Origin of the sequence: Iodidimonas sp. MBR-22, from assembly GCF_029946565.1 — a bacterium.
GTDB classification, from domain to species: domain Bacteria; phylum Pseudomonadota; class Alphaproteobacteria; order Sphingomonadales; family Rhodothalassiaceae; genus Iodidimonas; species Iodidimonas nitroreducens.
In genome coordinates this window covers 1-22,038 of record NZ_JARKVQ010000018.1, presented here as the reverse complement: position 1 = coordinate 22,038, position 22,038 = coordinate 1, and the positions used below count along the sequence as shown (strand labels likewise).

The 22,038-nt window shown below is 54.5% G+C and carries 16 protein-coding genes; 12 read left to right on the top strand and 4 right to left on the bottom strand.

What is annotated here, in order from left to right; translation table 11 throughout:
- Positions 1 to 61 precede the first annotated feature (61 nt).
- On the bottom strand, positions 62 to 2,755 hold the full coding sequence (locus QK300_RS12025) for a TonB-dependent receptor (protein ID WP_281301993.1): 2,694 nt from the start codon (positions 2,753 to 2,755) through the stop codon (positions 62 to 64).
- Between QK300_RS12025 and QK300_RS12020 the strand changes: the two genes are divergently transcribed.
- Positions 2,687 to 3,355: a hypothetical protein gene (locus QK300_RS12020; protein ID WP_281301994.1), complete on the top strand. Its 669-nt coding sequence runs from the start codon at positions 2,687 to 2,689 to the stop codon at positions 3,353 to 3,355. The two genes, QK300_RS12025 and QK300_RS12020, sit on opposite strands and share 69 nt — an antisense overlap.
- A gap of 695 nt (positions 3,356 to 4,050) precedes the next feature.
- Positions 4,051 to 5,106, top strand: coding sequence for an alkaline phosphatase D family protein (locus QK300_RS12015; protein ID WP_281301995.1), 1,056 nt, complete (start codon positions 4,051 to 4,053; stop codon positions 5,104 to 5,106).
- Positions 5,107 to 5,167: 61 nt separating this feature from the next.
- Here the strand turns inward: QK300_RS12015 and QK300_RS12010 are convergent, their stop codons facing one another.
- Together QK300_RS12010 and QK300_RS12005 are read right to left on the bottom strand one after the other, a co-directional pair.
- Positions 5,168 to 5,806, bottom strand: a complete 639-nt coding sequence (locus QK300_RS12010) for a TetR family transcriptional regulator C-terminal domain-containing protein (protein WP_281301996.1) — start codon at positions 5,804 to 5,806, stop codon at positions 5,168 to 5,170.
- 256 nt (positions 5,807 to 6,062) lie between these two features.
- The gene (locus tag QK300_RS12005) at positions 6,063 to 8,402 is read right to left on the bottom strand and encodes a TonB-dependent receptor (RefSeq protein ID WP_281301997.1); all 2,340 of its coding nucleotides are present in this window, start codon (positions 8,400 to 8,402) and stop codon (positions 6,063 to 6,065) included.
- A gap of 378 nt (positions 8,403 to 8,780) precedes the next feature.
- Between QK300_RS12005 and QK300_RS12000 the strand changes: the two genes are divergently transcribed.
- The 8 genes from QK300_RS12000 to cdd are packed head-to-tail and all read left to right on the top strand — an operon-like array spanning position 8,781 to position 18,605.
- Positions 8,781 to 10,166: an NAD(P)-dependent oxidoreductase gene (locus QK300_RS12000; protein ID WP_281301998.1), complete on the top strand. Its 1,386-nt coding sequence runs from the start codon at positions 8,781 to 8,783 to the stop codon at positions 10,164 to 10,166.
- Complete coding sequence (preA, locus tag QK300_RS11995; protein ID WP_281320852.1) at positions 10,166 to 11,446, top strand: NAD-dependent dihydropyrimidine dehydrogenase subunit PreA; 1,281 nt, start codon at positions 10,166 to 10,168, stop codon at positions 11,444 to 11,446. The genes QK300_RS12000 and preA overlap by 1 nt, the downstream gene beginning before the upstream one ends.
- A 5-nt stretch (positions 11,447 to 11,451) precedes the next feature.
- Complete coding sequence (locus QK300_RS11990) at positions 11,452 to 12,783, top strand: aspartate aminotransferase family protein (protein WP_281302000.1); 1,332 nt, start codon at positions 11,452 to 11,454, stop codon at positions 12,781 to 12,783.
- Positions 12,780 to 14,288 (top strand): CoA-acylating methylmalonate-semialdehyde dehydrogenase, encoded by a 1,509-nt coding sequence (locus QK300_RS11985; RefSeq protein ID WP_281302001.1) that lies wholly within the window; start codon positions 12,780 to 12,782, stop codon positions 14,286 to 14,288. The genes QK300_RS11990 and QK300_RS11985 overlap by 4 nt, the downstream gene beginning before the upstream one ends.
- Before the next feature lie 29 nt (positions 14,289 to 14,317).
- Positions 14,318 to 15,187 (top strand): nitrilase-related carbon-nitrogen hydrolase, encoded by an 870-nt coding sequence (locus tag QK300_RS11980; protein WP_281302002.1) that lies wholly within the window; start codon positions 14,318 to 14,320, stop codon positions 15,185 to 15,187.
- 35 nt (positions 15,188 to 15,222) lie between these two features.
- Positions 15,223 to 16,752 (top strand): NCS1 family nucleobase:cation symporter-1, encoded by a 1,530-nt coding sequence (locus QK300_RS11975; RefSeq protein WP_281302003.1) that lies wholly within the window; start codon positions 15,223 to 15,225, stop codon positions 16,750 to 16,752.
- Positions 16,740 to 18,179 (top strand): dihydropyrimidinase, encoded by a 1,440-nt coding sequence (gene hydA, locus QK300_RS11970; RefSeq protein ID WP_281302004.1) that lies wholly within the window; start codon positions 16,740 to 16,742, stop codon positions 18,177 to 18,179. The genes QK300_RS11975 and hydA overlap by 13 nt, the downstream gene beginning before the upstream one ends.
- Before the next feature lie 27 nt (positions 18,180 to 18,206).
- On the top strand, positions 18,207 to 18,605 hold the full coding sequence (cdd, locus tag QK300_RS11965; RefSeq protein WP_281302005.1) for a cytidine deaminase: 399 nt from the start codon (positions 18,207 to 18,209) through the stop codon (positions 18,603 to 18,605).
- 16 nt (positions 18,606 to 18,621) lie between these two features.
- On the opposite strand, the gene QK300_RS11960 is transcribed toward cdd, so the two are convergent.
- Positions 18,622 to 19,737, bottom strand: a complete 1,116-nt coding sequence (locus QK300_RS11960; RefSeq protein WP_281302006.1) for a LysM peptidoglycan-binding domain-containing protein — start codon at positions 19,735 to 19,737, stop codon at positions 18,622 to 18,624.
- A 176-nt stretch (positions 19,738 to 19,913) separates the two neighbouring features.
- Here QK300_RS11960 and QK300_RS11955 point away from each other — a divergent pair, with 176 nt between their 5' ends.
- Together QK300_RS11955 and QK300_RS11950 are read left to right on the top strand one after the other, a co-directional pair.
- Positions 19,914 to 20,498 (top strand): TIGR00730 family Rossman fold protein, encoded by a 585-nt coding sequence (locus QK300_RS11955; RefSeq protein WP_281302007.1) that lies wholly within the window; start codon positions 19,914 to 19,916, stop codon positions 20,496 to 20,498.
- 212 nt (positions 20,499 to 20,710) lie between these two features.
- Positions 20,711 to 21,925 (top strand): NADP-dependent isocitrate dehydrogenase, encoded by a 1,215-nt coding sequence (locus tag QK300_RS11950; RefSeq protein WP_281302008.1) that lies wholly within the window; start codon positions 20,711 to 20,713, stop codon positions 21,923 to 21,925.
- Positions 21,926 to 22,038: the final 113 nt, after the last annotated feature.

Sequence of the window (22,038 nt, the reverse complement as noted above, 5' to 3'; positions counted from 1 at the left end):
TTGTTCAAAAGCAGAAGGCGGCCGCAGCCGCCTTCTTATCTTTGGTTATCCGATCATGCGATCAGAAGCTGTAGCGAATGCCAATCTGCAACCGCCAGATTGATGAGTCTACATTGATCTGGTTGTTGGCATTAAACCCGTTCGCTGCTGTATTGCTGTTTCCTGGATTGAAATTGCTGAAAACGAATTGCGATCCATCCGCACTCAGAGCGGCATCAAGAACGGGAACACCTTCAGCAACATCGCCGCGATCAAATGTCCGGAAGACATTGGCACCGCTATCGATAAAGTTCAGGAAGTTTTCGACATCAAAGAACAGCTGAAATTTATGGCCCGCCCACGGTGTTGGCAGATCCTGCTGGAAGCGCAGATCAAGATCCTTGGTCCAATCATCGCGGAAGGCATTGCGCGGTGCAATCTGACCGGCAAATTTATTCAGCCCCGTTTCATCAAGGAAGTTGAAGAAATCATCGAGAGTCCCTTGTGCAGCCAAAATCGAAAGATCAGCACGGGGATCATTCGGACCGGATGGCACATAGAGCAGATTACGTTCTTCATTGTCGCTATCGCCAAACAAAGTGGTTGGCGTGTTGTTATCGAACACAAAGCTGAACGGACGACCACTGCGCGCCTGGAAGAAGACGCTCAGCCGGCTTGTAAGATCGTTGAAGAAATCATGGCTGAAGGTCGCAGCGACAGTGATATTGTGCTTGTTCGCAAATTGCGAGGGACCAAGCTCGGGATCATTGATATTCGTCAGGGCGACTTCTTCAAAGTTTGAGGTCGACTGAGAACTGATCGTTGGGTTCTTCAATTGGGCGTCCGTGAAAGCATAGCCGAAATTGAAGTCGAAAGTAGCGGGGCGATTGAAGAGGGTATAATCCCAGCTATTGTTCAACAGCACTGAGATCGATGTGGTGCCGCCCTCTTTGCCGACGGTATTGGTGAGCAGAATGTCTTGGGCATTATCACCCACGACCCGGCTGCCATTCGGATTCAGCATGAAACATGCCTCTGTGACACCGGAGAACCCGCGACGCGGACCAAGGAAGGAGGCATTACAACCAGCCTGCAAAGGATCAATGCCTTCAAACAGCAAACGGCCATCCGGCGCAAAACCAACCGGCGAACGGGTCAGATCAACGAAATCGGCAGAATTGCGACGGCGGTCATGGATGATGTCGAAATCGACCCGCCAATTATCGAAAATGCCGCCCGCTGCACCGTCGAAATCGGTGAAGTGGGTAAAGCCCCAGCTTCCACGCACAACTGTCGGTAGCTTGAAATTGGGATCAAGCGCATCCACACGCCCGTTGAATGCAGAGGCGACGGCAGCCGACGCATTGACAAGACAGTTCGGGACACCGGTAAAGTTTCCGCTGCCATCAAGCACTTGAAGGTCTGCAACCGTGCAGCCCCCAGGGACAGAGGTTGGAGACAAAGCCGAGATGCCGAGCCCTCCACCGAAATTCGAGAAGGAGTTCGAGAACCACACGCTCGGATCACCACCCGAGAAGATGCCCGCCCCGGCACGGAAGGTGGTTTGACCGTAGAATTCCCATGGGGCTTCATAGGTGATCCCAAAACGGGGAAGCAGCACATCCAGGCCATCAAAGGAATTTGTGTTGTCAAATCCATAGCGTGCAAAGAAATCGGCATTTCTTGGAGGTTCGTCAGATGAGACATAGAAATCATAACGAAGCCCAAGCAGGAAGGTCAGATCATCTGTGGCTTTCCATTCATCCTGCAAATAGATCGAATGGATCGAACGTGAGAATTTTGCCGCAGCGTCATTGATATCGCCCGAGAATGACCCGTTGAAATTGATGCTGGATGCATTGCCAGCCTGCAAATCGGCAATCGAATCAAAATTGATAGTGCCGGTTGCGTTGACAGCGAAAAGATTGAACGCATCAAGCTGATCAAGCTCATAGCCAGCGGTGATCAAATGATTTCCGGTCAGATATTCGGCTTTGAAGCGGATCTGATCGATCTGGGTATCAAGGGCATTGGCCGAACGGAACTGGCCCGGACCAGCGAGCAATATGCCCCCCGGAGTCCCTACGAAAATACGCGGAATGGGATTACCATCCTGCGCTTCACCGCCGCCCAGCGGATTTTGTCCATCTTCATTATCGGTTCGAGATACCCACAATTCTGTGCTGAGCTTATCCGACCATGTCGAGAATAATCGCACCGAATAGGATTCGACCTCACTGCCCTGCTCATTGAAATTACCCCTGAAGGCAAAATCATTGCTAAAGCCGAAGTCGTCGGCAACTTCGAATGTTTCACGAAGGCGCGAATAGGTCGCCGCAACCCGGTGATTGTCATTGATGAACCAATCGAGGCGGCCAAGAATGCGGCGGTTATCCCGCGCGAGGCCTCGAGCGATCCCTAAAGTATCAATCCCGAACTGATTTTCAAGAATGCCTTGTACCTGCTCGACCTGAGCAACGGTTGGTCCTTCTTCCGAAGCAAAACCGCCGCCAATGGGACCACGATTTTGAATGCCGGAATCATCCGCCTCTTCATAGGCAACATAGAAAAACAGCTTGTCTTTGATAATCGGGCCACCAAGCTCGGCACCCCAGTTTTTATCGGTGAAGGGATCGGTGACCGCCTCATTGCCGTTGATTTTCGTGCCGGTCAGATCATCATTATTGAAAACGAAAAAGCCCGAACCATGAAATTCATTGGTCCCGGATTTCGTGACGATATTGATATTACAACCGGTGAATTGCCCATAAGTCACATCAAAAGGCGCGAATTCTACCGAAGTTTCCCGCACGGCATCAAAAGGAATGGGCATATTATTGCGGCTGGGCAAGCCGGACGCATTCAAGCCAAAGGCATCGGCAGCGCGCACACCATCGATGGTTACACTATTGCCTCGGTTATTCCCGCCCAGACAGGAAATCGCGTCGCTATTGCCTTCATTGATGCTGACGCGGGGATCAATCCGGATAATATCGCGAAAATCGCGGCTGATCGACGGAAAGGATTCCAGCGTTTCAAGACCAAAGGAGCGACCCGGACCAATCGCCAACTGGTTCATCACAATGGGTGCTGCGGTGATGACGATTTCTTCCAACTCACCTGTCGTGAGGGAAATCGACAGATCAGACATCTGCGAAATATTGAGAAAGAGCCCTTCAATGCGCTCGGCACGATAACCGCTGGCTTGAACTGTCACCGTGTAGGGGCCGCCGGTTTCCAGACCGCTGGCAGCAAAGCGACCCTGATTCGTCGTTTGCGATGTGATCGTTCTGCCCGTACGACTATCGGTGATGCTGATCGCCGCATTCACCAAAGGCTGACCCGATGGATCGGTGACAACACCCCGAACGCCTGATGTCGTTTGCTGTGCTTCAACCTGCTGGGCCACCAGCATGGCGGGCATAGAGGCGGATAGCAAAAGCAATGCTTTCGCAGCCCCCAGATAATTTTGTCTAAACCTCTTCATCGTGTCATTCCCTCCTGCTTTACATATTTTATGGGCAGTTAATCGAACGCAGCCTTTGCCCTTGGCTTCGACGGACCATGCACAGATGCTTTTGCAATTCTATGACAAAGCCCACAAGTTTTATGATCAGCCTTTTATTTTTATAACCGTTTGGTCAAGTTATCTTGCAAAGTCGCGTGCTTACAACGCTTTTTTCGGACTTCGCCAAGGACCAAAAAACAATTTTATGCGTGTTGTTTCATCTGATAGCCGCGCGAGGACGCTCTGTGTCTCGCGAGAACCTTGAAAATTTTCTATGAGAAAACATAAGCTTGTCATTTCAATCGCCTCTTTATTGGCAACAGACTGTGCGCGCAACATGTTGCAACGCAACAAATATTTTGAGTGTCTGATCAAGGATGTTCTGAAAAGTTTAAAACGATGTGTTGTAAAATTCACACAGATGCGCGCGCGCAGAGTCTATAATCTGAAAAGGATGAGGCTGGGATCAAACAGGCCTGCCCATTCGCTGAAAAAAGGGAGGAAGACCAGTGAAATTCTCGATTGATCACCTATTGGCAATCACTTGCCTCATGATAATGGGCATGATCCCGCATCAACTCAGGGCAGAAGATGGCTTATCAGTCCTTGCGCCCTTACCTGCTGAAAGCAGCGCCATCAGTCGAATCGCTTTTGGCTCCTGTGCCGATGAAACCCGCCCGCAGCCCTTTTGGAACACCATTGCCGCACAAAATCCCGATCTGTTTCTGTTCACGGGCGATAATGTTTATGCCGACCAATATAAAGGTGAATGGATCAAGGAACCGGCTTTGGAACCCATCAGCCACGCCTATGCGCTTTTGGGCGGCATCCCCGAATTCAAGGATTTTCGCCGGTCTGTGCCCATTTTAGCGGGCTGGGATGATCATGATTATGGCGTGAATGATGCCGGTGCCGAATTTCCCTTAAAAGAAGGCTCCAAAAATATCATGCTCGATTTCTTTGGGGTGCCTGATGATGCGCCGGTGCGCCAGCGTGATGGGCTTTATCATGCCCGCATCATGGGGCCGGTGGGGCAAAGGGTTCAGATCATTTTTCTCGATACACGCTGGTTCAGATCCGATCTGCGGCCCACCGATGAACATGGTGCGGTTGGGAAAGAACGCTATCTGCCCGATCCCGATCCCGCCAAAACCATGCTGGGAGAAGCGCAATGGACATGGCTGGAACAGCAACTCCAAAAGCCTGCCGATCTCCGGATCTTGGTATCGTCCATTCAGGTGCTGGCCGATGGCCATGGTTGGGAAGGCTGGCACAGCCTGCCTCTTGAGCGGCAAAGGCTTTATGATCTGATCAATGAAAGCGGCGTTTCATCCTTGCTCCTTATTTCGGGCGATCGCCATGTGGGCGGGCTTTATCGGCGCGATGATATTGCCGCTTTTCCGCTTTATGAAATCACCTCAAGCTCGCTTAATCTCAGCTTTGCCAAAGGCCCGGTTACCGAAACCGGTCCGCATCAGATGGGGCAGCTTTATGGGCCGGAAAATTTTGGGATGATCGAGGTGGATTGGGATCGGCGCATTCTCAGCTTTGATTTGCGCGATATGGCTGGTGATCCCGTGCGGGGCATGACCATTGCTCTCGATGATCTGGCACCTTGATGAGCAGCACTTTTGGCCCCTGATCTTTTCTGAACTGCCCGCATCGGCTTGCGATTAAGATTTACAACCTTTGCAAGCCGGTGCCGCGCAAAACCAACTGCACCAGATCTTCAGTGGCCTCGATAAAAGCGCGATCGCTCATCCGGGGTTCAAGAGTATCTGGGGATAGCTTTGAAATCTGCCAATCATGGGTGGCATGATAATGCGTACTCGCCCAGATCATATGGAACAAAATAGCCGGATCGAGCAAGGGCATCTTTGCCGTGCTGATCCAGCGTTCGATCTTTTGGCAATGATCGGCCAGCCACGCCTTTAAAGGCTCCATCACATCATCGGGCAAATCCTGCCCCCGCGATGCGACCGCCATCGCCCACACCCGCAGAGCATCCGGCCGGTTGCGGGCCAATTCCATATGGCTGACCACAAAATCGCGCAGGGCTTCTGCCGGTTCAGGATTGCGATCAAAAGCCGCACAAGCCGCCATGACCGCATCAAAAACCCCGGCCATCACCCGCTGATAAAGGCGCTTTTTATTGACAAAATAATAATGCACATTGGCTTTCGGCACGCCTGCCGCTTCGGCGATGCCATCCATGGTCGCCCCACGATATCCATATTGTGCAAAGATCTTTTCCGCCGCCTGCAAAATCTGCGCTTCATTGGCACGGCGGATCTGCTCTTTTGGATTTCGAAGCGGCACAATCCCAAACCCTTGTCCCTGAAAATTAAATGAGTGCCCGGGATCATCCCGATCCGGATTGAGGATCATTGAGCACTCATGAAACCAGAGATAAGCATCCGGTGTTACAGCTATATTTCATTGATATGACAGCTTGGCTATAAGCCTGCTTTCATCAATCACGATCAAAAACCTGCATAAAAAACCCTCATAAAAAACCCGGCCCCTTTTGATGGGAGGCCGGGTATTTGCAAAGCTGCACAGAAGGGAGATCGGATCAGAAACGCTTGTTGAATTTCAGCCCGAATTCGCTGCGATCATTGTTCAAGATCACTTCGGTAAAGCCGGAAAAGGCCTGATCAAGACGGCCAACATCATATTTTTCGTTCCAGACATTATCGCCATAAAGGGTTGCCGACCAGTTATTAGCCAGATTTTCATAGCGGATCGAGAAATTGAGCAGATCACGGGCATCGAGCTTGTTAAACTCATTATTGACCGATTGCCCAAACATGGAACTGCGATAAGAATAATCAGCCCGCATGGTGATCATATCGCCATTCGGCAAAATGAACTGATATTGCGGGCCCACATTCACCGTCCAATCAGGGGTCAGCGCCGGGGTATCACCCACGGCGACGCCTTCTGTGCCCGGTTCAACACGCTTGATCTCACTATCCAGATAACCAACCGAGGTATTGAGGGAAAAACCACCAAACTGGAAGGTATTTTCAATCTCAAATCCCAAAGCTTCCGATTTCCCGGCATTGGCGGTGATGGTCACAAAACCAGCTTCCGAAGGGCTGGAGAATGGCAAGGCCAGATCGGTATATTCGGTAAAGAAGAAGGCCACTGAGGATTGCATGAATTGGAAGGGACGGCCCTTGAAACCCAGCTCATGATTGCGGGCAATTGTGGGGTCGAAATTAACGAAGGTATTTGGCCCGCCAAAAGGACGCGGTGGGAAACCGCCGCTTTGATAGCCTTTGGATTCAGCATAATACACATTCAGATTTTCGGTCAGATCATAGGTAAGGGACGCATTCCACGTGATCTCGTTCCAATCTTCAGACCGGAACACCCGCTGTGCAGAACCCGGTGTGCCATCGCCATTCCCATCTGGCGCGGGCAAGAACCACGGAAAATTGGTGAACAGCGCATCGGCGCTCTTTTTATCATAGCTATAGCGCAGCCCGCCCGAAAGCTTCAGGCGATCAGTAACCTGATAGCCCACATGGGCAAAAGCCGCATAGCTGTTGGTTGTTTGATTGATATCAAAGGTATCGCCCGGCGTGATGAAGGTATTGGGGCCGGAAAAGGTATCGCCTTCTTCGCGGAAATAATAAAGGGCGCTGACAAAATCAAAACGACCGATTTCCCCATTCAACTGTGCTTCGATAGAAACCTGATCCGCTTCCCCTGTTTCCGGGAAAGATTGAAAATCCTGAAAGGCTGCATCATCATCAAGGCCACCCGTATAGGATGAATGGCGAAAGCTCGCCAGAACCTTGGTGCTCAGAAAATCATTGATGATATAATTTGCGGTGAGCGAAGTCCCGAATCCAGAATTGGATTGATTGAGCAGATTGCCCTCGGCGGAATTGGTATCATCGGGATCAGCCGCAATATCGCTGGCTTTCAAAGGGCCGCCGGGCAGATCAACCGCCGGGCCAGTGGGATCGGTGAAAAAGCCCAAACCGGTTTCCGCAAATACGCCGGGCTGATCAAGGCCGGGAATGATTTCTGCGGTCATGGGCGATTGGCCATTTTCGCCTTCCACCATATCAGCCGACCATAAAAGCGAGAAGCGATCATTCACCTGCCAATCAAGAGCGACGCGGCCCGAAGCCTGGAACAATTCGCCCACCTGCCGGGTTGGTTCAACGATATTCAAAGCCTTACCAAATCCATCGCGACGGGTGATGTTGCCTGAAGCCGACATGGCCAGATTATCGGCCAGCTTGAAATTGCCATAGAAATTCGCTGCCACGCGGGCCCGTGTGCCGCCCTGCAGGCCAAATTCGAAATGATCCTCATCCCCCGGCTTTTGAGTGATGATATTGACCGCGCCGCCCAGGGTATTGCGGCCATAAAGGGTACCTTGGGGGCCGCGCAGCACTTCGATGCGTTCGATATTCACCAGATCGAGATTGGCCCCCATCTGCCGCCCCAGATAAACCCCATCCACATAAACCCCAACGCCGGGATCGGTGGTGATGATATGATCCTGCAAGCCGATGCCGCGAATGAAAATGGCGGCGTGAGCAGGATTGCCAACCCCAAAGCGGGTGACATTCAGATTGGGCACGGCCCGATCAATATCCGCCAAACTATCGATGCCGCGCATCTGAAGGTTTTCACCAGACAGCGCCGTGATCGCCATGGGGGTGGAATAAACACCTTCCGAACGCCGCTGTGCCGTCACCACGATTTCTTCCAAAGAGAAAATCTTGGGACCATCGGCATTATCCGCATTTTGCACTGCATTTTGCGCCATGGCCGATGATCCACCAAATAGCGCCGATAAAGCGACGGATGCCAGCAATGCCTTGCGAGCCGGCGATCCTTTTTGCCGCGCTATGGGGCCGTGATCGCCTGTGTTTAAATAGGTTTTCATGTGATCTCCTCCCTTGATGATGATAGCGCGGCAATGAAAATCCGGTTTCAAAGGTCTGGCATGATGAAATCAGAAGCGCATAACCGCAACATTCAGACACATCTTTTGTCCTAACCGCTCACGAAAGCTTTATCAATATTTTATCAACAGGATAAAGTTTGATCGAAATAATTTTTCAAACATGTTGCATTTATGCTTCATATTGAAATTTTATTGACCAATCAGTTTATGACATTATTGTCATATTCTGATCAATCGGACAAAATTTTCTTGATCAATGCGCCCACATATCTGATGCTTGATAAAGGAACGGGCACAGGCTTGGATAAGGGGCTGAACCAAACAGCTTGGGGCACGCATAAAGGAGCTAGAATCGCCATGCGCAAAAAACAGCTATCGCCCACCCACGAGCGGGATATGGATATCGAACGCGCCTTCAGCGATCTGCATCCCCCGCTCGATGCGGGTGCAGCCTTTATCGAAGCCAGCCGCTGCCTTTATTGCTATGATGCGCCCTGCATCAATGCCTGCCCCACGGCTATCGACATCCCCACCTTCATCCATCAGATTCGCACCGATAATCTGGATGGATCGGCCCGAACCATTCTGGATGCCAATATCATGGGCGGCACCTGCGCCCGCGCCTGCCCCACCGAAATTCTGTGCGAAGGGGCCTGCGTGCTGAACAAAGGCGATGAAAAACCCATCCGCATTGGCGCTTTGCAAAGGCGCAGTGTGGATCATCTGATGGATAAGGTCGCCAAAAACGGCATCCACCCCTTTGAGCGCGCGCCCCAAAGCGGCCGCAAGCTGGCGGTGATCGGGGCAGGCCCTGCGGGATTATCCTTTGCCCATCGCGCTGCCATGCTGGGCCATGATATTACGGTTTATGAAGCCCGCCCGAAGCCCGGCGGGCTGAATGAATATGGCCTTGCCGCCTATAAAATGGTTGATGATTTCGCCCAAAAAGAAATTGATTTCCTGCTCGGCATCGGTGGCATCGGCATCAAATATGGGAAAAAACTGGGGGAAGATTTCAGCCTGTCCGATCTCAAAAAACAATATGACGGGATCTTTATCGGCATCGGATTGGGCGGCTCGGGCACTTTGGGCATTCCCGGTGAAGATCTGGATGGGGTGGAGCCCGCCCTCAGTTTCATTGAACAATTGCGACAGGCCAAGCAGAAATCCCGCATCAAATGCGGGCGCGATGTGGTGGTGATCGGCGGCGGCAATACCGCCATCGATGCCGCCATCCAATCCAAAAAACTGGGGGCTGAAACGGTGACGCTGGTTTATCGCCGGGGCGAAGACAGCATGAGCGCGACCGCCTGGGAGCGCAATCTGGCCCGGCTCAATGATGTTCAGATCCGCACATGGGCCCGCCCCAGTTCAATCGGCGGCGATCAGAAAGCCGATCATATCATGTTCGAACGAACGAAAATCATCGATGGCCGGCTACAAGGCACAGGTGAAACATTCCGCCTCGCTGCCGATTTGATTCTGAAGGCCATTGGCCAGAAAATGCTGCCTTTGGGGCTTGGTGATCTTCAGATCAAAAATGGCCGGATCGTCGTTGACGAACAGTTTCAAACATCGATGCCCGGCATTTATGCCGGCGGCGATTGCATCCAATCCGGTGATGATCTGACGGTGCAGGCGGTGCAGGATGGCAAGCTGGCGGCCCTGGCAATCGATCAGGCTTTAACAGGGAATGATGCGCAGCCCCCGGTGGCGGCCCATTCCGGCAAAGGGGGTGCATGATGGCGGATCTTTCTTGTCGTATCGCGGGAATTGACAGCATCAATCCCTTTTGGCTGGCATCGGCCCCACCCACCGATAAAAAATATAATGTGGTGCGCGCCTTTCAAAAAGGCTGGGGCGGCGTGGTGTGGAAAACCCTGGGCGTCGATCCGCCGGTGGTCAATGTTACCAGCCGCTATGGCCTGCACAAGGATTTCAAGGGGGCCACCATCGGGATCAATAATATCGAATTGATTTCTGATCGGCCGCTGGATGTCAATCTGCGGGAAATCGAGGAATGCCGCAGGGAATGGCCGGATCGGGTGATCATCGGCTCGATGATGGCTGAAATGGATGAACAGGCATGGAAAGAGCTGGCCATCCGGATCGCCAATTCCGGCGTGCATGGGATCGAGCTCAATCTGGGCTGCCCCCATGGCATGTGCGAGCGGGGCATGGGATCGGCCATTGGGCAGGTGCCCGAAATGGTCGAAAAAACCACCCGCTGGGTGCGCGAAGTGGTAAATATTCCCGTTTTCACCAAGCTCACCCCCAATATCACCGATATTCTGGTCCCCGCCGAGGCGGCCCTTGCGGGCGGTGCCCATGCCGTATCGCTGATCAACACGGTGAATTCCATCGTCTCGGTCGATCTCGATGCCATGGCCCCCGATCCGATGATCGATGGCAAAGGCACCCATGGCGGCTATTGCGGCTCGGCGGTGAAGCCCATCGCCCTCAATATGGTAGCGGAAATTGCCCGCAATGCAGCGACCCGCGATCTGGAAATTTCGGCGATTGGCGGAATCAACACATGGCGCGATGCTGCTGAATTCATCGCCCTTGGGGCATCGGGGGTGCAAGTGTGTACCGCTGCCATGCTCTATGGCTTTCGCATCGTGGAAGACATGATCGCCGGTTTATCGGCTTTCATGGATGAAAAGGGCTATAAAACGCTCGATGATTTTCGTGGCCGGGCGGTGGCCAATACGGTTGATTGGAACGAACTGAATATGAATTTCGATCTGAAGGCACGGATCAATGAAGAAAGCTGCATCGAATGTGGGCGCTGCCATATCGCTTGCGAGGATACATCGCATCAGGCCATTCGGATTGAAGCGAAAGACGATGGCGGGCGCCGTTTCGTGGTGATCGATGATGACTGTGTGGGCTGCAATCTGTGTATGCATGTGTGCCCGGTGGATCAGTGCATCGAGATGGAACCGGTGGCCAATGGCCTGCCGCATCTGACCTGGCCCGAGCATCCGAAAAATCCGGCCCATAAAGCCGCTGCGGAGTGAATGAAATGAGCGAACGCGCCAATTCCCCGGCCAATAACTCCCTTGATGCCTATTGGATGCCCTTTACCGCCAATCGCCAGTTCAAGGCCAATCCGCGCATCTTTGTGGGGGCCGATGGCATGTATTTCAAAACCAGCGATGGCCGCGATGTTCTGGATGGCATTGCCGGTTTATGGTGCTGCAATGCCGGGCACAAGCGCCCGCGCATCATCGAAGCGGTGAAAAAACAGGTCGAAGAGCTGGATTATTCTCCGGCGTTCCAGATGGGCCATTATAAGGCTTTTGAATTGGCTGATCGGCTGGCGCGGCTGATGCCCGGCGATCTTGACCATGTGTTTTTCACCAATTCCGGTTCGGAATCCGTGGAAACAGCGCTGAAAATCGCCCTTGCTTATCACCGCACCCGAGGCGAAGGCCATCGCACCCGCTTGATTGGCCGGGAAAAGGGCTATCATGGGGTGAATTTCGGCGGCATGTCGGTGGGGGGGATGCCCGCCAATCGCAAGATGTTCGGATCTTTGGTGGCCGGTGTCGATCATCTGCGCCATACCCATTATGTGCCGGGCAATGCCTATAGCCGCGGCCAGCCCGACCATGGGGTTGAATTGGCCGATGATCTGGAACGCCTGTGCGCGCTGCATGATCCCTCCACCATCGCGGCGGTGATCGTGGAACCCATCGCCGGATCGGCGGGGGTGATCATGCCGCCCAAAGGCTATCTGGAACGCCTGCGCGAGATTTGCACAAAGCACGGCATTCTGCTGATTTTCGATGAGGTGATCACCGGTTTCGGACGGCTGGGCGCGCCCTTTGCCGTGGATTATTTCGGGGTGGAACCCGATCTGGTGACCACCGCCAAAGGGCTGACCAATGGCGTGGTGCCGATGGGGGCGGTTTTTGCCAGCAAGCAGATTTACAACACCTTCATGACCGGCCCCGAGAACATGATCGAGCTGTTTCACGGCTATACCTATTCCGCCAATCCCATGGCCTGCGCCACCGCCCTTGCCACCCTTGATACCTATGAGGAAGAGGGCCTGTTCACACGGGGCGCAGAGTTGGGCGATTATTGGGCCGATGCTGTCCATTCCCTTAAAGGCGCGCCCTATGTGACCGATCTGCGCAATATGGGGCTGATCGCGGCGATCGAGCTTGAAGGCATCAAGGATGCCCCCACCAAGCGCGCCTTCAATGCCTTTTTGAAAGCCTATGATAAAGGGCTTTTGATCCGTACCACGGGGGATATCATCGCCCTGTCGCCGCCCCTGATCATTGAAAAATCGCAGATCGATTTCGCTTTCGATACCCTGCGCACAGTTCTGAAAGAGATTGAATGACCGATACGCACACGCTCATCCCCCATCTGATCGATGGTGCGCCCTATGGGGCGAAAAACCCGCGCACCCAAGGCGTGACCAATCCCGCAACGGGCGAGATCGCACGCCATGTGGCCATGGGCACGGCGGATGATATTGATCTGGCGGTGAAGGCAGCGCAAAAAGCCTTTATCGGCTGGTCGGATACCCCGCCATCGCGCCGGGCGCAGGTGCTGTTTGCCTTGCGCGATGGCATGATGAAGCGCCGCGACGATATCGCCCGCACCATCAGCCTTGAACATGGCAAAACCCATGATGATGCGCTGGGCGAAGTCGCCCGCGCTCTGGAGGTGGTGGAATTTGCCTGCGGGATTCCGCATCTTTTGAAGGGCGATTTCAGCCGTCATGTCGCCCGCGATCTGGATGCCAGCTCGGAACGCCAGCCCCTGGGCGTGGTGGCCGGGATCACCCCGTTCAATTTCCCCGCCATGGTGCCCTTGTGGATGATCCCCATGGCGCTCGCCTGCGGCAACAGCTTTATCCTGAAGCCATCGGAACGCGATCCTTCCAGCGCCAATCTGATCCACGAATTGCTCGAAGATGCCGGTTTGCCACCGGGGGTTTTCAATGTGGTGCATGGCGATAAAGAAGCGGTGGATGCGATCCTTGATCATCCCGGCATTTCGGCCATCAGCTTTGTGGGCTCCACCCCCATCGCCCATTATATCTATAGCCGTGGCTGCGCCAATGGAAAGCGGGTGCAGGCTTTGGGCGGGGCGAAAAATCATATGGTCATCATGCCCGATGCCGATCTCGATCAGGCCGCCGATGCCCTGATGGGGGCCGGTTTTGGCTCGGCGGGGGAACGCTGCATGGCGATTTCGGTGGCCGTGCCGGTGGGCCGGGAAACCGCCGATCGCCTGGTGGAAAAGCTGGCCCCCCGGGTTGAGGCGCTGAAAATCGGCCCCAGCACCGACAAGGATGCGGAGATGGGGCCGCTGATCACCAAAGCCCATCGCGACAAGGTGGCCGACCTGATCGGGAAAGGCGCTGCAGAAGGGGCGAAACTGGTGGTGGATGGCCGGGGCTTCAGCCTGCAGGGCTATGAAGGCGGCTTCTGGCTGGGTGGCACATTGATGGATCATGTGACCCCGCAGATGACCGTTTATCGCGAAGAAATTTTCGGCCCGGTGCTGAGCGTGGTGCGCACGGATCATTATGATCAGGCCGTGGCGATGATCAATGCCCATCAATATGGCAATGGCACCGCGATTTTTACCCGTGATGGCGATGCCGCCCGCGATTTTGCCCGCCGTATCGAGGTGGGCATGGTGGGGGTGAATGTGCCCATCCCGGTGCCGGTGGGCTATCACAGCTTTGGCGGCTGGAAACAATCGATCTTTGGCGCCCATGGCATTTATGGCCCGGAAGCGATCCATTTCTATACCCGGCTCAAAACGATTTCGGCGCGCTGGCCCACGGGCATTCGGGCGGGTGCCGAATTCACCTTTCCCAGCAATGGCTGATCATTCATCTCATTAAAGGAGCAGGCTTCATGACCATAGTGCGCGGCGGATTGATCCAGATGGGGCTGAAAGCCTCGACCGATAAAGACCCCGAAACCATTCGCAAAGCCATGATCGAAGCGCATATCCCGCTGATCGAGGAAGCGGGCGAAAAGGGCGTGCAGGTTTTGTGCTTTCAGGAGGTGTTCACCCAGCCCTATTTCTGCCCGAGCCAGGACAGCAAATGGTATGATGCCGCCGAAGCCATCCCCGATGGCCCCACCACGAAGCTGATGCAGGATTATGCCAAAAAATATCAGATGGTGATCGTGGTCCCGATCTATGAAGCCGATGATGTGACCGGCGTTTATTACAATACCGCCGCCGTGATCGATGCCGATGGCAGCTATCTGGGCAAATATCGCAAGACCCATATTCCGCAGGTGCAGGGCTTTTGGGAAAAATTCTTCTTCAAGCCCGGCGCATCGGATTGGCCGGTCTTCCAGACCCGCTATTGCAAGCTGGGCGTTTATATCTGCTATGATCGCCATTTTCCCGAAGGCTGGCGGGCTCTGGCGCTCAATGGGGCGGAATATATCGTCAATCCTTCCGCCACCGTGGCCGGATTGTCGGAATATCTGTGGAAGCTGGAACAGCCCGCATCCGCCGCCGCCAATGGCTGCTATATCGGGGCGATCAATCGCGTGGGCACGGAAGCGCCCTGGAATATCGGGGAATTTTACGGCCAAAGCTATTTCGTCAATCCGCGCGGGCAGATCGAAGCCATCGCCAGCCGCGACAAGGATGAACTGATCATCCACGATATGGATATGGACAAGGTGAAAGAGGTGCGCAATCTGTGGCAGTTCTTCCGTGACCGCCGCCCGGAAACCTATTATCCCTTGGTCGCTGAAGAATGAAAACTGACCTTTGAAGAAAACCGGGGGCATGACGCATGCATGATACATCAAAGGCGCCGCATCCACAGGATGGGAGACAATCCGGTGATGCCGCCCATGGTCATGATCAGGCCCATGATCGGGCTTTGTGGAATGCCGATCTTGCCCCCACGCCCCTGTCTGAACGCACTTGGGATTGGAAAGCCTTTGCCTCTTTATGGGTGGCGATGGTGGTGTGCGTGCCGGCCTATCTTTTGTCGGGCAGTCTGGTCAGCGAAGGAATGAACTGGTGGCAGGCGGTTCTCACCGTCTTTCTGGGCAATCTGATCGTTTTGATCCCCATGATGCTGGTGGGACATGCCGGGGCGAAACATGGTGTGCCCTTCCCGGTTTTGCTGCGCTCATCTTTTGGCACCGTGGGGGCGCGGCTCCCTGCCTTGCTGCGCGGCCTTGTGGCCTGCGGCTGGTTCGGGATCAATACATGGGTGGGCGGATCGGCAATTTATGTCATTCTCAATACCCTGAGCGGTCAGGCGCTGGCGGGAAGGCCATTGCCCTTTTTGGGGATCGATCTGGCGCAAAGTCTGTCATTTCTCGCCTTCTGGGCCTTGCATGTATGGTTTGTTCGCCATGGCACGGAATCGATCCGCTGGCTTGAAATGCTGGCCGCGCCTTTTCTGATCCTCACCTCTTTTTCCTTATTGATCTGGGCATGGGTCGAGGTGGGCAGCCTTGGGGCCATGCTATCCAATAACTCGCAATTTGCCCCCGGCGGCGCGCGTGAAGGGCAATTCTGGCCGGTCTTTTTTGCCAGCCTCACGGCGATGGTGGGCTTCTGGTCAACCATGGCCCTCAATATCCCCGATTTCACCCGTTTTGCTAAAAGCCAGCGCCATCAGATCATCGGTCAGGCCCTGGGCCTGCCCATTCCCATGGCCCTGTTTGCCTTTATTTCAGTGGCGGTCACCTCAGCCACTCTGGTGATTTATGGCGAAGCCATCTGGGACCCGGTGAAGCTGGCGGCGCGCATGGGCGGCTTCGGGGTCGTGGTGGCGCTGGGGGCGCTGGTGATCGCCACGCTGACCACCAATCTCGCCGCCAATGTGGTGGCGCCGGCCTATGGCTTTTCCAATCTGGCGCCGGGGCGAATTTCCTTTCGGATGGGGGGCTATATCACCGCCGGCATCGGAATTGCCATGTTCCCATGGAAGCTGATGGAAAGCGCGGGCACCTATCTGTTTACCTGGCTGGTGGGCTATTCGGCCCTGCTCGGCCCCATTGTTGGCATCTTGATCGTTGATTATTTCCTGATCCGCCGCACCGAGCTGGTCGTGGATGATCTCTTTTCAAATGATGGCCGCTATAGCCGCAAGGGCGGCTGGAACAAGATTGCCCTTTTGGCCCTTATTCTGGGTGCCCTGCCCTCTTTGCCCGGTTTTCTGCATGCCACCCGCATCCTTGGCTCTGTCCCCCCGATTTTTGACAGCATCTACAGCTATGCCTGGTTTGTGGGTGTGGGCGTTGCGGGGGGCGTTTACTGGATATTTTCGCGAAAAAACAAAGGAGAAGCATCATGTCGGTCCTGATCAAAGGTGGAACCATCGTCACCGCCGAACACAGCACCAAGGCCGATATTTATTGCGAAGACGGGGTGATCAAGGCCGTTGGCCAAAATATCGAAGCACCATCGGGGGCCACCATCATCGATGCAGGCGGCCACTATGTGATGCCCGGCGGGATTGATCCCCACACCCATATGCAGCTTCCTTTCATGGGCACTGTGGCCTCCGAAGATTTTTACACCGGCACCGCCGCAGGGCTTGCGGGCGGCACCACAATGATCATCGATTTCGTGATCCCCAATCCGCAGCAATCCCTGATGGAAGCCTATCGGCAATGGCGCGGCTGGGCGGAAAAAGCCTGTGCCGATTACAGCTTCCATGTTGCCGTTACCTGGTGGGATGAAAGCGTTTCTCGGGATATGGGCCAATTGGTGGAGCAGGAAGGGATCAACAGCTTCAAGCATTTCATGGCCTATAAAAATGCCATCATGGCCACCGATGATATTTTATATCCAAGCTTTTCCCGCGCTTTGGAACTGGGGGCCATCACCACGGTTCACGCCGAAAACGGTGAAATGGTTTATCAGCTGCAACAAAAGCTGCTGGCCATGGGTATCACCGGGCCGGAAGGGCATCCCCTCTCCCGCCCGCCCGAGGTGGAGGGCGAAGCGGCAGCCCGGGCCATTCGCTTTGCCAAGGTGGTGGGGGTGCCGCTTTATGTGGTGCATGTCTCGGCCTCTGATGCTTTGGAAGAAATCAGCCGGGCGCGGGCTGCGGGCCAACGGGTTTATGGCGAGGTGCTGGCCGGGCATCTTATGATCGATGATAGTGTATACCGGCTGAAGGATTGGGACAGCGCCGCCGCCCATGTGATGAGCCCGCCTTTCCGCAGCAAAGAGCATCAAGATGCCCTGTGGCGCGGCCTGCAATCGGGCAATCTGCAAACCACCGCCACCGATCATTGCTGTTTTTGCGCCGACCAGAAAGCCATGGGCCGGGATGATTTCTCGAAAATCCCCAATGGCACGGCCGGGATCGAAGATCGCATGGCCGTTTTATGGACCCATGGCGTGAACAAGGGTCGGCTGACGATGGAGGAATTTGTCGCCGTGACCTCGACCAATGCGGCGAAAATCTTCAATATTTATCCGCGCAAGGGCAGCCTGAAGGTGGGGGCCGATGCCGATATCGTGGTATGGGACCCCGAAGCCACAAAAACCATTTCCGCCAAAACCCATCATCAGAATATCGATTATAATATCTTCGAGGGGATGGCGGTGAAGGGTCTTCCATCCCACACCATTGCCAATGGCAAGCTGGTGTGGAGCGAAGGCGAATTGCGCACCGAAAAAGGCGCTGGCCGCTATATCAAGCGCCCGTCTCATGCGTCGGTTTTCAAAGCCCTTGATAAGGCATCGGCGCTCGCTACTCCCACCGCTGTCAAGCGCTGAGCCATAACACAAAGAAAAGGTTTGAACATGACCAAAGAAAATGCCTTGTGGACAGCCGCCAAAGCCGCCCGCCATCATGCCCACGCCCCCTATTCCAACTATCATGTGGGGGCGGCTGTTTTAGATGAGGGCGGCGATATTCATGCCGGCTGCAATGTTGAAAATGCCGCCTATCCCGAAGGCATCTGCGCCGAGGCCAATGCCATTGGTTCGATGATCACAGCAGGGCGGAAACAGATCAAAACCATCGCCATCGTGGGCGGCCATGCGGGCGACAGCCTCGAAGATTGCACGCCCTGCGGCGGCTGTCGGCAAAAAATTCTGGAATTTGCCGATGCCGAAACCCAAATCCTGCTGGAAGGGGCCGGGGGCAAAATCAGCCGCTATAAGATGGCCGATCTTTTGCCCTTCTCTTTCAGATTTTAGGAACAGCCTTCAGCTTCTAGGGGTGGCCATCCGCATCCATGCCACCCTCATTGGCGGATGAGGGCTCAGCCGCACGATTTTGCGGCTCATCCGCCCCCGGCAGCCGGAAAAGCTGGCCGGGATAAATCAGATCCGGATCGATGATCTGCTCGGAATTTTCCTGAAAGATCATCGTAAAGCGGGTGCCCCGGCCATAAAGCTTGCGGGCAATGGTCCATAAGGTATTGCCCGGCTGAACCACGACCCGCGATTGCGCCTGAGATGGATCAAGGGCCATGCCCGCTTTGAAGGGCTGTTCCACCCGCAATTGCACTTCGCCTTCGGTCAGCACCTGATCCACCCGGATCACATGATCGCCATCGGAAATAGGCTGGGTTTGGCTTGCCATCCACCGCCCCTCATCACCGGCGCGCACTTCTTCGATCAATTCATTATCGATATAAACCCGCACGGTGCTGCGCGGCAGTGCCCGGCCCGACAGGATCGTTTGCCCTTCGGCACCGAAATCCACCGTATCCACGGCAAGGCTATCCCCCACCTCGCCGGGGGCGGCAAGCCCGGGCTTTTGCATCACCCGACTGGGGCCATCGCCGGTTTTCGGTGTCAGAACCGCAACCACCCCTTCGCCTTCCCGATCAACAAAGCGCTCGGGCTGGATCGGTTCAGGGATCGATACCACCACCACATCATCCGATGATCGTGCCTCGCCGGTCTCATCGATGGCGCGCAGGGATAATTCAACGGTTCCCGCAGCCAAGGGTTCTTCAAGGATCAAAACCCATTCGCCATTGCGATCCGCCCGCACTTCGGCAATCACCCGATCATCAAGGCGCAATTCAACCCGGCTTTCGGGAGCTGCCCGGCCTGCCAGAACGCCCGTGCCGCCGCGCGAGATGCGCACCACATCAAAGGACGGTGTGAGGGGCGCATCAGCCAAGGCATCCGCATTGGATTGGTCCGCAAGATCAGAGCCCACGGCCGACGTCTCGGTTTGATCGGACCCGCTAAAATTGAAATAGGCAAGCCCGATGATTGCCGCAAAGGCAAGCACCATCAAGCCCGCCGATAACCATGGTCGGCTTAGACGAGGATTTTCATCAGACCAATCATCTGATTTGGGAGATTTGCTCAAAACGTCACTCTTTCAGGATCGTTGATCCATCCTGTTCAATCCGGGAAATCATACTACGTCAAGACGCCTTCTGTCACATCAATGTGCCTTGCTTAAAGACGCAGTTCACCAAAAATCAAAAACAAAATTGGTAAAATCATCGCTATGATGTTTTTTTATCCTCAAAAGGAGTGCTTATGGCCAAGATAAAATCGGTCTGTGTCTATTGCGGTTCCCGGGCGGGTGTTCATCAGGATTATGCCCAGCTTGCTGAAGATACAGGAAAAATACTGGCAAAAGCCGGCATCACCCTGGTTTATGGCGGCGGACAGGTGGGCTTGATGGGCCTGATGGCCCGGGCCGCCATGAAAGAGGGTGGATCGGTGGTGGGGATCATCCCCGAACATCTCGATCAGGTCGAAATTGCCCAAAGTGGATTGAGCGAGCTGCATATCGTGACGGATATGCACAGCCGCAAACGCATGATGTTTGATCGCTCGGATGCCTTCATCGTTTTACCCGGTGGCATGGGCACGCTGGATGAATTTATCGAAGTGCTCACCTGGTCGCAGCTTGATCTGCACGATAAGCCGATTTTCCTGCTCAATCACAAAGGCTATTGGGAACCATTGCTGGCTTTACTGCGCCATGTCACGGCTGAAGGCTTTGCCAATCCATCCAATCTCGATTTGTTTATCACCGCGCCCGATCTTGATTATGTCCTTGATATCATGAACGATATGGCGGAACCAAAAACCCCTGCCAAGGCTGATCTTTTCTGATTGGCCCCAGCGATCCGCCCTTGATGATCAATCTCCTTTTCTGGTTGGCGAACACCTGCTAGGGTGCGCCCGATTTTCCGGGGAGGGCCGGAAAGGGAGTGAATGCGTGTTTCCGACCATGGTTTGTGGGCTGCATGTTCTGCGCCCAAAACTGCCTTCCTGAATAGACCTGAACAGAACAGATCGATAGCAACAAAAGACGAGGACTGAGAATGGCCAAGATTAAAGTCAAAAATCCTATCATCGAGCTCGATGGCGACGAAATGACCCGGATCATCTGGAAATGGATCCGCGAACGGCTCATTCTGCCTTATCTGGATGTTGATCTGCATTATTATGATCTGTCGGTGCAAAAACGCGACGAAACCGACGATCAGATCACGGTGGATGCCGCCAATGCCATCAAGAAATATGGCGTTGGGGTGAAATGCGCCACCATCACCCCCGATGAAGCCCGGGTCGAGGAATTCAGCCTCAAGAAAATGTGGCGCTCCCCCAATGGCACCATCCGCAATATTCTGGGGGGCACCGTTTTCCGCGAGCCGATCATCATCCAGAATGTGCCGCGCCTTGTTCCGGGCTGGACCCAACCGATGGTGATTGGCCGCCATGCCTTTGGCGATCAATATCGCGCCACCGATTTCCGGGTGCCCGGCCCCGGTCGGCTGACCATGACCTACACCCCCGCCGATGGCGGCGAGCCGGTGGAATATGAAGTGTTTGAATTCCCCTCGGCCGGTGTGGCCATGGGCATGTATAATCTTGATGATTCGATCCGTGATTTCGCCCGGGCCTCGTTCAACTATGGCCTGCAACGCGGTTTCCCGGTCTATCTCAGCACCAAAAACACCATCCTGAAAGCCTATGATGGCCGGTTCAAGGATCTGTTCCAGGAGATCTTTGATGCTGAATTCAAGAGCCAGTTCGATGCCAAGGGGCTGACCTATGAACATCGTTTGATCGATGACATGGTGGCCGCCGCCATGAAATGGTCGGGCGGTTTTGTCTGGGCCTGCAAAAACTATGATGGCGATGTGCAATCCGATACCGTGGCTCAGGGCTTTGGCTCATTGGGGCTGATGACATCGGTGCTGCTCACCCCCGATGGCAATACCGTGGAAGCCGAAGCCGCCCATGGCACCGTCACCCGGCATTATCGCCAGCATCAGGCGGGGAAAGCCACCTCCACCAATCCCATTGCCTCGATCTTTGCCTGGTCGCGCGGCTTGAGCTATCGCGGTAAAATGGACGATACGCCCGCAGTGGAAGAATTTGCGCGCGCAATTGAAGATGTTTGCGTGGAAATCGTGGAACAGGGCTATATGACCAAGGATCTGGCCCTGCTCATCGGTCCCGATCAAAGCTGGCTGACCACCGAGCAATTCTTCGAGAAGATCGACGAAGGCCTGAAATCCAAACTATCCTGAGGCCGCATCCGCGTCCTTAGGCGTTGCCCCGGGCTTGACCCACTGCTGTCCGGTTTAAATTTGTGGACATGATGCACGGTGTTGATTCTACTCGTGTTCAGACGTTGGAGCGT